Source organism: Gordonia metallireducens (assembly GCF_021245825.1).
Taxonomy (GTDB): Bacteria; Actinomycetota; Actinomycetes; order Mycobacteriales; family Mycobacteriaceae; genus Gordonia; species Gordonia namibiensis.
This window is the reverse complement of the sequence record NZ_JAJQJP010000001.1, coordinates 1-11,375: the sequence shown is the minus strand read 5'-3', so window position 1 is coordinate 11,375 and position 11,375 is coordinate 1. Positions and strand designations below refer to the sequence as shown.

Here is an 11,375-nt window from a genome sequence, read left to right as displayed (position 1 = left end):
TCAGCTCACCCGCACTCTCGGATCGAGGTAGACCACGGCGAGGTCGGCGAGGATCGCGCCGACGGCGGTGGCCAGGGCACCGAACGCGGCGACGGCGACGACCCCGTGGATGTCGTTGGTGTTGATGGAGGTGACGAAGTACCTGCCCATCCCCTCCCAACCGAAGATGGTCTCGGTGAGGACTGCGCCGGTGAACACCGCGGGGATCGCGAAGGCGATGCCGACGGCCACCGGGATGATGGCCGTGCGCAACCCATGTCGTCGTACCGCCACACCGCGGGTGAGTCCCTTTGCACGTGCGGTGCGAACGTAGTCGGCGTTGATGGTGTCGAGCACCATCGACCGCTGGAGGAGATGCAGTCCCGCGTACTGGATCACGACCAGGGTGATCGTCGGGAGGATGAGGTGCTGGATGCGGTCCAACAGCACCGGGAAGAATCCCTCGACCCCCACGCTGGATGCCCCGGAGACGTAGACGACGCTGTGCCCGAGAGTCTGATTGAGTGAGATGGCGACGAGCACGATGCCCAGGCCGACAACGGGAACCGGCAGGTTGATCATCGCGATCGAGATGAACTGCCACGCACGGTCGGCGAGTTTGTACTGTCGGAGCGCGGTGTAGACGCCCAGGGCGATACCCAGCAGGGTGGAGATGACGGTGGCGGCAGCGAGGAGCTGCACCGAGGAGACGAGCCGGAAACCGATCTCGCTGTTCACGCTCTCACCGACCGGCGTCGACCCCCAATCCCAGTGCAGCACCACGCCGGTCAGCCAGTTCCACCAACGCTCGACCAGCGGGGTCTTGTCGTTGAGGTTGTGGGAGGACAGCGTGGCGTCGACGACGCTCTCCGGCAACGGGGGTCGTCGGGCGGCGTAATTGGATCGGGGGTCGAGGAACCAGGTGGCCAGGAAATAGGTCAGATTGGTTGCGAGGAAGACGAGGACAGCCCAGGCCGCGATGCGTTTACACAGGTATCCGATCACCGCGGCTCCAGGTCGTCGTCAGGTCGGTGTGACGACCGTACCGTGCCTCAGGCCGCTCCGCCGAGAGCCTTTGACTTCAGGTGCTCGAACTCCTCGGGCGTGATGGCACCGGAGTCCAGGAGAGCCTTCGCTTCGGTGATCTGCTGGGTCGGAGAGGTTCCCGCGACCGACTTGATGTACTCGTCGGAGGCCTGCTTGGCCTCGCTGTAGGCCTCGCGCTGACGCTCGGCCATGCCCTTGCCCTTCGCCAGCAGGTACACGATGGCGGTGAGGTACGGGAAGACGATCAGGAAGACCACCCAGGCCGCCTTCTGCCAGCCCGACGCCTTCTTGTCACGGAACAGGTCGGTGATGATGTGCCACAGGACGATCAGGTACGCGACGAACGCGAAGATGACGATGGTGTACCAGATGAAATCCCAGAATGAGTCCCACATGAAGGTCTCCTCTTTCTAGAAGAAAAGGACCACTTCACAATGGCCCCCTGACGGATAGAAGCATGGCACAGCAATACCCTCGGCACTGCTCTGTCAGGCCAAAGTGGCCGTGAGAACTAATAGCACGACGCGGCGGCACACCATTTCCGCATATGAGAATGTGTCCCATAACGGCTTCGACTCGCAGAAGAACCGGACGAACAGAGAGACGCAATGGAATCACCTACGGCCGGGCATGAACTCGAACTGGGCTTGGACACCTTCGGCGACATCACCGCCGCCCCCGACGGCACCCCTCTCTCCGACGCGCAGACCCTGCGCGATGTGCTCGACCAGGCGATCCTGGCCGACGAGGTCGGCGTCGACTTCCTCGGTGTCGGCGAACATCACCGCGCGGACTACTCCGTGTCCGCCCCCGAGGTCGTCCTGGGCGCCGTCGCCGCACGCACGAGTCGGATGCGCCTCGGCTCGGCCGTGACCGTCCTTAGCTCCGACGACCCGATCCGTGTGTTCCAGCGGTTCTCGACCGTCGACGCGCTCTCCTCGGGCCGTGCCGAGGTGATCCTCGGCCGCGGCTCGTTCACCGAGTCGTTCCCTCTCTTCGGCTACGACCTCTCCGATTACGAAGAGCTGTTCACCGACAAACTCTCGCTCTTCGCCGAACTGCGTACCGGCAAACCCGTCACCTGGTCGGGTTCGACGCGCGGCCCGTTGCGGGCACAGCCCGTGTTCCCGCAGCTGGAGAACCCTCCGTTGCCCACGTGGATCGCAGTGGGCGGCAGCCCCGAATCCGTGGTGCGCGCAGCGTCGTACGGACTCCCGCTGATGCTGGCCATCATCGGCGGCGATCCCCTCCGCTTCCGCCCCTACGTCGACCTCTACCACCGCGCCCTCACCGACCTGGAGAAGGACGCCCTGCCGGTCGGCGTCCACTGCCCGGGACACATCGCCGACACCGACGAGCAGGCACGCGAGGAGTTGTGGCCGCACTACCGGGGATACGTGGCACGAATCGGCCGCGAACGAGGGTGGCCACCGCCCAGCCGCTTCGACTTCGAGCGATCCACCGGACCCGACGGTGCACTGTTCGTCGGGTCGCCGGAAACCGTCGCCCGCAAGATCGTCTCGACGGCGAAGGGCCTCGGCCTGAGTCGCTTCGACATGAAGTACTCCCACGGCACCCTGGGTCATGCCCAGCTGATGCGCAGCGTCGAGCTCTACGGCACGAAGGTCATCCCGCGGGTGCGGGAACTGCTCGCCGAGGGGTGAGCGGCCTCAGCGCCGGCTGAGCGTGAGCGCGAAATCCCCGGCGGGGTCGGTCCACACGGTGACCACCTGCAATCCGGCGGATTCGAGTTCGTCGCGCAGCGCGTCGGGCTCGAATTTCGTGCTGATCTCGGTGTGGATCTCGGTACCTGCGGGAAGCCGCCACGCCCGGCCCAGCACCTCGAAGTACGCGGCGATGTCCCGGCGGGCACGGAGCCACATCTCGATGCGGTGTTCGCCCGGGTTCCACCGCGCGATGTGTTCGAAGTCGTCGGCGTACAGGCCGCTGGCGTCGAGCCCGGTCCGCAGGACCTCGATGAGGTTGCGGTTGAAATCGGCTGTCACACCGGCTTTGTCGTCATAGGCGGCGACGAGACGGCCGGTGTCCTTGACGAGGTCGGTGCCGAGCAGGAAGAAGTCACCGGGCGAGAGCGCTTTCGCCAGGCCCTGGTAGAACGCCTGCCGCGCGTCGGGATCGAAGTTCCCGATGGTGCCGCCGAGGAACACCGCGAGGCGAGGACCGTCGGCATCAGGCAGACGCAGATCGGGTTCGGTGAAGTCCGCGACCACCGGGACGACGTCGATGCCCGGGTAGTCGGCGGACAACACGTCGGCCGTGGTCGTGAGCATCTCGGTGCTGACGTCGACCGGCACGTAGGTGAATCGCTCGGTGTCGGGTGTGGCGGCGCTGAAGGCGTCGAGCAGCAGCCGGGTCTTGGTGGAGGTGCCCGAACCCAGTTCGACCATCACCTGTGCCTGTGTGGCCGCGGCGATCTCGGCCGAACGTGCGCGCAGGATCGCGGTCTCACGACGCGTCGGGTAATACTCGGGCAGCCGGGTGATCTCGTCGAAGAGCTTGCTCCCGCGCTCGTCGTAGAGCCACTTGGTGGGCAGCGTCGGCGGGTCCTGCCACAACCCCGAAAGTGCGTCCGCGGCAAGAGTCATCGGGCGAGCCGCAGTCCCGAGAACACCCACCGCGACGCGGCCGGGAAGAAGTTGCGATAGGTGATCCGCTCGTGGCCGACCGGGGTCACCGCGCTCGCGCCGCGCAACACGTGCTGGTCGGACATGAACTTGCCGTTGTACTCGCCCACCGCACCGTTCGCCGGGACGAATCCCGGGTAGGGCAGGTACGCGCTGGCCGTCCACTCCCAGACGTCACCGACCATCGCCGAACCGGCTCGACCCGGATGGCAGCGGTCGGGGTCGAGGAGCTGTCCACGTGCGTCGCCGAGTGTTCCCGCGGCGACCTCCCACTCGAATTCGGTGGGGAGGCGTGCGCCGGCCCAGCGTGCATACGCGTCGGCCTCGTAGAACGACACGTGGGTCACCGGCTCATCGGGCACGACGGGCCGGCGTCCGGACAGTGTGAAGGTCGTCCACCCGCCGTCTTCTTCGCGCCAGTAACCCGGTGCACGCCAGCCTGTTCGGTTGACCGTGGCCCACCCATCGGAGAGCCAGAACTCGTGACGTCGGTATCCGTCGTCCGCCATGAACTCCAGCCAGTCGGCGTTGGTGACGAGGCGGTCGGACACCGTGAAATCCTCGAGGTACACGCGGTGCCTGGGCCCCTCGTTGTCGTAGGAGAATCCACTTCCGACAGCACCGATCTCGTGCACACCGCCGGTGAACTCGCGCCATCGGATCGGCGCGACCTCCCCGGGCGCGTCCGGTTCACGGTCGATATAGACCGGACCGAACGCGTGCGTCGAGAACAGGTGCTTGATGTCCATGAGCAGCAGTTCCTGGTGCTGCTGTTCGTGATTGCAGCCGAGTTCGACCAGGCCGAGCGCGGCGTCGTCGAGTCGGCCGGACTCGAGGGCCGCGACCATCGCCGCGTCGACGTGTTCGCGATACCGCGTCACGTCGCGCACGCCCGGTCGGGTCACGAGGCCGCGATCGGGACGCGGGTGCCGTTCTCCCACGGTCTCGTAATAGCTGTTGAACAGGTAGCGGAACGTCTCGTCGTAGACCGCGTAGTCCGGGTCCCGGCGGAGGATGAACTCCTCGAAGAACCAGGTGACATGCGCCCGATGCCATTTCGCGGGGCTCGCCTCGGTCATCGACTGCGGCGTCTGGTCCTCCGGCGAGAGCCGGTCGGCGAGAGCGTCTGTCTGCGACCGCACATCGAGGAAGCGGCGGACGATGTCGGAACCGTCCGCGGCCGCTCCCGGGGGCTCGGCACCCGGGGATGCCGCGTCTGATCGCGAGTCGGGACGGACAGTGGGTTCGGTGATGCTCACTGGAAAGCCTCCCGTGGCAAACGAAAAAGTGTGCGGCGGCGTCTTCGGCGGATCTCCGCATCCATCGTCACGACGGTTTCCGTCGCTGTCAACGATGGTCAGCCTTGCATCCGACCCCCGGACGAAGTCGTCGTCAACCGAGGGTTGACGCCAGGGGTGCCGTCAACCTACGGTTGACGCATGGCACAGAACTCCGTTCCCGTTCGTCTCGACGACCTGATCGCCGCGATCCGCAAGGTGCACGACGACCCGCTCGACCAACTGTCCGACGCGGTGCTCGCCGCAGCCCACCTCGACGAGGTCGCCGACAGCCTGATCGGCCACTTCGTCGACCAGGCCCGCCGATCCGGCGCGTCATGGACGGCGATCGGAAGCAGCATGGGGGTCAGCAAACAGGCAGCTCAGAAGCGGTTCGTGGACCGGGTGTCGGCCGCCGGCGATGCCGCGGGCGGACCGACCGACGAGTCGAACCCGTTCTCGCGGTTCACGCCCCGCGCAGCGAACGTCCTGATGGCCGCCAACGGCGCAGCGGCCGCGGACCGGGCCGAATTCGTGACCCCCGGGCACGTGGCCGCGGCGATGACCGACGATCCGCAGGCCCTGGTCTTCGTGGTGCTGCGGGAGTTCGGAGTCGACGCCGAGGCGTTCGCACAAGCCGTGGCACCGCTCGTCCCGGCGCCGCGGGACATCCCGGAATCAGAGGCGTCGACCGTTGTGCCCTACGACGACGCGGCCAAGGCGGTCCTCGAGGCAACCGTCGGCGTCGCCGTCGATCTCGGACACAACTACGTCGGCACCGAACACCTGCTGCTCGGACTGTTCGCCGACGACTCGGTGGCCGACGCACTCACGGGCCTGGGGCTCGACAAGACCGCGATCCGGGACAAGATCGTCGACACTCTCGCGCAGTTCGCCCCGCCGGCCGAATAGGCCGGGGGCCACCCGAGGCCCCAACCCGCCGGCCGAGTGGGCCCGAGGGCCGTATCGAGGCCCCCAACCCGCCGGCCGAGTAGGCCCGAGGGCCGTATCGAGGTCCCCCTACTCCTGATCGGAGATGTAGTGCACCGCGGCCTCTTCGGCCGAGGCGCCCGCGCCGTCGATGCCCGCGTCGGCGGCGACGGCCTCGGGTTCGGTGTCGATACCCGAACCCTCGTCCGGCGCGATCAGCCGACCGGCTCGTCGGTCACCGACCTCGTCGTCCTCGTCGAACTCGTCGCTCCGGTCGGAATCGTGTGCGCGCCAGTCCTTCTTCGCACGCTCGTCGGCGGTGATCTCGTCGAGCGGATCGACCTCACCGACGTCGGGCTCCTCCTCGGCCAGTCGCTCGTCGAGGCTCTCACCCTCGCGTTGCTCCTGGGCGGTCAACCCGTGGACAGCACCCTTGGGCCGGTGGTCGGGCGGTGAATAACCCTCGTCGAGGACGTCGTCGACCCCGCGGTCGACCAGGGTGTCCTCCGGCTGGAGCTGATCGTCCTCGTCGAGGCTGTATTCGCCGTCGGAGCCTTCGGGGGTGCTGCCGATGTCGTCCTTCATCCTTGCCACGATGCCAGCCAGTCGAGGCCTGTGCCAGGGATCGGCGCGGGTTGTCCCAGTTCGGTCAATACGCCGGTGACCGTGGGCGAAATCGACCAGAATGACGAAGATGATCGAGGAATTGCAGGTCGAGGCCGAAGCTCTCCTCTCCGCGGGCGAATACGAGCATGCGCTCGCCGCATTCTCCGTCCTTCGCGAGGTCAGGGCACGACGCGAGGGACCGTACTCGACGAAATACCTGTCCAATCTGCACGACTGCGTCCGCTGCATGTCGCACCTGCAGTTGTGGACCGACGCCAACTACCTCTGCAGCGAGCTGCACGGCAAGTACGTGCGCACCCACGGTCGCGGGGAGGCCGACACCGTCGACGTCGCCAAGCACTGGGCCTGGGCGCTCGTGAACCTGCACGACTATCCGCCGGCCGTCCGTCTCTACCTGATGACCGCCGACGCCTGCTGGGACATCGATCCCGGTCAGGCACAGCGCCTTCTCGGTGCGGCGGTGATCCACCGGCACGACACCGATCCCCTGGAAATCCTCACCCCCGGCGAGATCGACGGGGTGGGTCTGCACCACGCCGACGAGGAACGCACCGAGATCGCGCGCCTGGTGGCAGAGCTCGCCGACAACGACACCGCATCGCGGAGTTCGGCCACGATCGACGGCCTCGCGTTCGCCTGAAGCACCTGCCTCTGCCTCTGCCTCTGCCTCTGCCTCTGCCGACGAGAATCGCCACCTCCACTCCGGCTGCACCGGTGAAGGCGCGGCCGTCCAGAGGTGGCGATCCTGCGCGTCGACGAGCCTTGCTCTGCGAACCTCAGACCACGTCGGTTCGACGCCGCCTTCGCATGATGTAGCTGTCCGCGGCCGCACGTCCCGCCGAGGTGAAGCCGACCGCCAGGAGACCGGCGATCAGTGCCAGCGGCCATTCGTATCCGCTGTCGGCGTTCCAGAATCCCGCATCCCAGTGCACGAACACGATCGCACCGATCATGTCCGCGATCAGCAGCGTGGCGACGATGGGCAGCAACAGGCCCAGGATCAGCAGGATGCCGCCGACCAGTTCCACCCACGTCGCGTAGTACGCGGCGAGATCGGGATACGGCACGTCCATGCCGGCCGGACCGAAGGCCACCTTCGTGGCATCCATCCCCTGCGTCACCAGCTTCTGCCAGCCGTGGGCGATGAAGATGATGCCGAGTATCAGTCGCGCGAGAAACTGCGCGACACTGCCGAATCCGCTCATAACCCTGCTCCTCGCATCGTCGGGCGGGCCCGGATCCCCGCCGCCAGGTACTCTCACAGTGTCCGCGACGACATCACCTCGTCGCGGGTGTTACGCCGAAATCGAGTCATCAAACGCAACCGCGTCGTGACCCAAAAAGCACCGTACCGGCGCCCCGGGGCCACGGCACCCGACCGCCGGCGAACATGCCATACGGCAGAACGGAGTAGGAGTCGAGAGTGCCGGGAAAGTCTGGCCTGGGGTCGCGAGGAAACACCGGGCAGCCCGTCCTGGGCGCGCCGTCGGACGTCCTCGATCCGTACCTGCCGGACAACGGGAATCTCGGCTTCCGGGTCTCCCGCTACGACCTCGAACTCGAGTACAAGGTTGCGAGCAATCGCCTCGACGGCACCGCCGTCCTGACCGCGACGTCGTTGCGGGAACTCAAGCGCTTCACCCTCGATCTCGCGGGCTCGATGTCCGTGCAGCGGGTCACGGTCAACGCCAAGCGCGCCCGCTACAGCCATCGGCGCAACAAACTCACCATCACGCCCGACACCCCGGTGCCGCCGGGCGGCGCGATGACGATCACCGTCCGCTATCACGGCAGTCCCCGACCGATCCGCGGCCCGTGGGGTGAGGTGGGCTGGGAGGAACTGACCGACGGTTCGCTGTGCGCCAACCAACCCAACGGGGCGGCGTCGTGGTTCCCGTGCGACGACCATCCGAGTGCCAAAGCGCCGTACCGGATCTCGATCACCACCGACAGCCCGTACCACGCACTCGCGAACGGCGTGCTGGAGTCCAAGCGGGTCCGCGCCGCGCAGACCACCTGGGTGTACCAGCAGGTGGAGCCGATGCCCACCTACCTCGCGTCGATCCAGATCGGCCAGTACAAGCAGATCTCGTTGGCCGGCAATCCCTTTCCGGTCACCGGGCTCATCCCCTCCCGTCTCGAGGAGAACTTCGGGATCGATTTCGGCCCGCAGATGGACATGATCTCGGCGTTCATCGAGATGTTCGGGCCGTATCCGTTCCCGCAGTACACCGTCGTCGTCACCGACGACGAACTCGAAATCCCCATCGAGGCACAGAGTTTCTCGACCTTCGGCGCCAATCACTGCGACGGCAGCCGCGACGCCGACCGGCTCATCGCCCACGAACTGGCCCATCAATGGTTCGGCAACTCGGTGACCGCCGCTCGCTGGCGCGACATCTGGCTGCACGAGGGATTCGCCTGCTACGCCGAGTGGCTGTGGAGCCAGCGGTCCGGTGGCCGTAGCGCCGACGAATGGGCCCGCCACTACTACGAGAAGCTCGACGCGGCGCCGGTGAAGGTGCCGCTCGCCGATCCCACCCCGCGCAAGATGTTCGACGACTGGGTCTACAAGCGTGGCGCACTGACGCTGCACGCCCTGCGCCTGCGGATCGGTGACGGTGACTTCTTCGCACTGCTGCGCCGGTGGACCGAGAAGTATCGGTACGGGTCGGTGACCACCGAGGACTTCATCTCGCTGGCCGCCAACCACTCGTCGGAACCGCTCAAGGACCTGTGGGACGCCTGGCTGTTCGCCCCCGCGCTGCCACCGTTCCCCACTCCGTCCTGAGGCATCCCGTGACGACGGACAGGCCGGCTCCGACGCCGGACACCCCTTCCGGTGCGGCCGGGGGAACCGACACCGACGCGCGGTCCCTGGGACGCGTGACGATCGCGACGCTCATCGCCGCCGCGTCGGGCTATCTCGTGCTGCTGCTGGCCGCACGACATCTCGGCGCGATCGGATACGGCGTCTTCGCGGTGTTCTGGGCGGCCTATGGCCTCGTCACCGGTGCGCAGAACGGTCAGCTGCAGGAGACGACGCGTGCCGTGCGCGCGGCCTCCGACGGCATCGTCCGGTCGCGACCGGTGGTCGTGAACGTCGGGATCGGCGTCGGTCTGGCCGCTCTCGTGGCCGCGACCTCACCGCTGTGGAGCGGCGAGGTGTTCACCGATCAACGTTGGCTGTCGGTGGCCCTGCTGTCGGTCGGGGTGGCGAGCTTCGCGGTGTACGCGCACCTGTGCGGCGCGTTGTCCGGGATGCTGAGCTGGTCGTCGTTCGCGGTGTTGCTGTCGGTCGACGCGCTGATCCGCCTGGCCGGTGCCGTCCTCGCGGTGGCCGCCGGCTGGGGCACCACTGCCTTCCTGGTCATCACCGTCATCGGTTCCGTGTCGTGGTGTCTGCTGCTGCTCGGTTCGTCGGCGGCCCGGCGCGCGGTCGGGATCGGCGGCGACGTACCACCGCGCCGTCTCACTGCCAACACCCTGACCGCGATGGCCGCCGCCGCGGCGAGTGCCGTCCTGGTGATGGGTTTCCCGGTGCTGATCAACCTGACCGCGAACCTGCGCGGCACCCCCGACGCCGACGAAGCCCGGGTCATCGGCGCACTGATCCTGGCGGTGACGCTCACCCGCGCACCGCTGCTGGTGCCGCTCAACAGCTTTCAGGGCGTGTTGATCTCACGGTTCGTCGACCGACGGGATCGGCGAGTCGCCGCGCTGATCGCTCCGCTGGGCATCGTCGGAGTGATCGGCGGGGTCGGGGTCGTGGCTGCGTGGGCCGTCGGACCGTGGCTGTTGCGCTCGATCTTCGGCGCCGACTTCGACCTCGACGGTTACGTCGTCGCACTCCTCACCGCCGGTGCCACGTGCCTCGCCCTGCTGACCGTCACCGGCGCCGCCACGATCGCCGCGGGCGCCCACCGCTGGTACGCGGCCGGGTGGTGGGTCGCCACGCTCGTCGCCGTCGGCATGCTGCTGATCCCGGCCCACGTCGAGGTCCGCACCTGCGTCGCCCTCGTCGTCGGCCCTCTCGTCGGCCTCTGCGTGCACCTGGTCGGGGTGCTGCGGCGGCCGATCGCTCCCTGAGGAGCGCAAGCAACGAGGCCCCTCTCCCTCCCTGAGGTGCGACGAGCGCACCCGATTCACGCTCATTGATCCGAAAGAACGCAACGCGCCCAGCTCTGCTGCCTGAGCAGCCTATGAGGGTTTGTGTCAATGGGTCCTGTGGTGGGGTGTGGGCGTGTGGGTGTTGCCGGGCGGCCTGGGTGGGCGGTCCGGGTGCGGGTGCTGGTGGTGGTTGGGCGGCCGGGGTCGTGCCGGGCGCGGGCTCTACCTAGCGGTCAAACGGGTTGCTACCCAACAGCCTTCATCCGAGCTCGGGTCGCGCCGGGTGGGACTGCTCAGGCTCAGGCGCGGGTTGTGCCCTAGGTGCGGCGAGCTTGTCCCGGTCGGTGGGGTTTTCGGTTCAGGCGGCGCTCACCTCCGCGGGCTGGGGTGCGCCGGCCAGGGTCGGGTCCCAGGGAGTGGCGGTGGTGATCACCACGTGCAGCTGGCGTAGCAAAGCAGCGGCGATGGCCACATAGGCCTGGTTGGGTTGCAGTCGGTTGTGGGTGCGGGTGGTCAGGTGTTGGTAGCGGGCGGCGTAGACCGGGTTGTGTCGCAGCGCGCCGAACGCCGCGCGCCAGGCGGCGGTTCGTAGGCGGGGCCGCCCGCGTCCGCTGATGGTGGTTGTGCCCTGGTAGCTGCCCGAGGAGTTCTCACGCGGGCACAGGCCGGCGTGTTTGACCACTGCCCGTGCGGAATCAAAGCGGGACAGGTCACCGGTTTCGGCGAGGATCGCCGCGACCGAGACCGCGGTGACGCCGGG

At 67.5% G+C, this 11,375-nt stretch carries 12 protein-coding genes; 5 read left to right on the top strand and 7 right to left on the bottom strand.

Annotation, left to right across the window (positions count from 1 at the left end; genetic code table 11):
• Together LQD00_RS00060 and LQD00_RS00055 are read right to left on the bottom strand one after the other, a co-directional pair.
• Positions 1-984: an ABC transporter permease gene (locus tag LQD00_RS00060; protein WP_232715078.1), complete on the bottom strand. Its 984-nt coding sequence runs from the start codon at positions 982-984 to the stop codon at positions 1-3.
• A gap of 47 nt (positions 985-1,031) precedes the next feature.
• Entirely contained in the window at positions 1,032-1,421 is a 390-nt protein-coding gene (locus LQD00_RS00055; protein WP_232715077.1) for an SHOCT domain-containing protein, read from the bottom strand.
• Between the two features lie 213 nt (positions 1,422-1,634).
• On the opposite strand from LQD00_RS00055, the gene LQD00_RS00050 reads away from it, so the two are divergent.
• Positions 1,635-2,690, top strand: a complete 1,056-nt coding sequence (locus LQD00_RS00050) for an LLM class flavin-dependent oxidoreductase (protein WP_232715075.1) — start codon at positions 1,635-1,637, stop codon at positions 2,688-2,690.
• A 6-nt stretch (positions 2,691-2,696) separates the two neighbouring features.
• Here the strand turns inward: LQD00_RS00050 and egtD are convergent, their stop codons facing one another.
• Positions 2,697-3,632 (bottom strand): L-histidine N(alpha)-methyltransferase, encoded by a 936-nt coding sequence (gene egtD / locus LQD00_RS00045; RefSeq protein WP_232715074.1) that lies wholly within the window; start codon positions 3,630-3,632, stop codon positions 2,697-2,699.
• Entirely contained in the window at positions 3,629-4,930 is a 1,302-nt protein-coding gene (egtB, locus tag LQD00_RS00040) for an ergothioneine biosynthesis protein EgtB (RefSeq protein ID WP_232715073.1), read from the bottom strand. The genes egtD and egtB overlap by 4 nt, the downstream gene beginning before the upstream one ends.
• A gap of 180 nt (positions 4,931-5,110) precedes the next feature.
• Here egtB and LQD00_RS00035 point away from each other — a divergent pair, with 180 nt between their 5' ends.
• Positions 5,111-5,860 (top strand): Clp protease N-terminal domain-containing protein, encoded by a 750-nt coding sequence (locus LQD00_RS00035; RefSeq protein ID WP_232715071.1) that lies wholly within the window; start codon positions 5,111-5,113, stop codon positions 5,858-5,860.
• Between the two features lie 108 nt (positions 5,861-5,968).
• Here the strand turns inward: LQD00_RS00035 and LQD00_RS00030 are convergent, their stop codons facing one another.
• Positions 5,969-6,463, bottom strand: coding sequence for a DUF5709 domain-containing protein (locus tag LQD00_RS00030; protein WP_232715069.1), 495 nt, complete (start codon positions 6,461-6,463; stop codon positions 5,969-5,971).
• 109 nt (positions 6,464-6,572) lie between these two features.
• Between LQD00_RS00030 and LQD00_RS00025 the strand changes: the two genes are divergently transcribed.
• Positions 6,573-7,145 (top strand): hypothetical protein, encoded by a 573-nt coding sequence (locus LQD00_RS00025; protein ID WP_232715101.1) that lies wholly within the window; start codon positions 6,573-6,575, stop codon positions 7,143-7,145.
• Positions 7,146-7,281: 136 nt separating this feature from the next.
• Here the strand turns inward: LQD00_RS00025 and LQD00_RS00020 are convergent, their stop codons facing one another.
• Complete coding sequence (locus LQD00_RS00020) at positions 7,282-7,710, bottom strand: DoxX family protein (protein WP_006356906.1); 429 nt, start codon at positions 7,708-7,710, stop codon at positions 7,282-7,284.
• A gap of 218 nt (positions 7,711-7,928) precedes the next feature.
• On the opposite strand from LQD00_RS00020, the gene LQD00_RS00015 reads away from it, so the two are divergent.
• Together LQD00_RS00015 and LQD00_RS00010 are read left to right on the top strand one after the other, a co-directional pair.
• A complete protein-coding gene (locus LQD00_RS00015) occupies positions 7,929-9,296 on the top strand; it encodes a M1 family metallopeptidase (RefSeq protein ID WP_232715067.1) in 1,368 nt (455 codons plus the stop codon).
• A gap of 8 nt (positions 9,297-9,304) precedes the next feature.
• Positions 9,305-10,594 (top strand): polysaccharide biosynthesis protein, encoded by a 1,290-nt coding sequence (locus LQD00_RS00010; protein ID WP_232715066.1) that lies wholly within the window; start codon positions 9,305-9,307, stop codon positions 10,592-10,594.
• A gap of 379 nt (positions 10,595-10,973) precedes the next feature.
• On the opposite strand, the gene LQD00_RS00005 is transcribed toward LQD00_RS00010, so the two are convergent.
• Positions 10,974-11,375, bottom strand: a 402-nt coding sequence (locus LQD00_RS00005; protein WP_232715064.1) for a transposase, incomplete at its 5' end; no start/stop codon positions are given.

Bases quoted from the DNA above. Each gene is read 5' to 3' on its own strand.
- egtD (WP_232715074.1), bottom strand. From the start codon at position 3,632: ATGACTCTTGCCGCGGACGCACTTTCGGGGTTGTGGCAGGACCCGCCG.
- LQD00_RS00020 (WP_006356906.1), bottom strand. From the start codon at position 7,710: ATGAGCGGATTCGGCAGTGTCGCGCAGTTTCTCGCGCGACTGATACTC.
- LQD00_RS00030 (WP_232715069.1), bottom strand. From the start codon at position 6,463: ATGAAGGACGACATCGGCAGCACCCCCGAAGGCTCCGACGGCGAATAC.
- LQD00_RS00050 (WP_232715075.1), top strand. From the start codon at position 1,635: ATGGAATCACCTACGGCCGGGCATGAACTCGAACTGGGCTTGGACACC.
- LQD00_RS00035 (WP_232715071.1), top strand. From the start codon at position 5,111: ATGGCACAGAACTCCGTTCCCGTTCGTCTCGACGACCTGATCGCCGCG.
- LQD00_RS00055 (WP_232715077.1), bottom strand. From the start codon at position 1,421: ATGTGGGACTCATTCTGGGATTTCATCTGGTACACCATCGTCATCTTC.
- LQD00_RS00025 (WP_232715101.1), top strand. From the start codon at position 6,573: ATGATCGAGGAATTGCAGGTCGAGGCCGAAGCTCTCCTCTCCGCGGGC.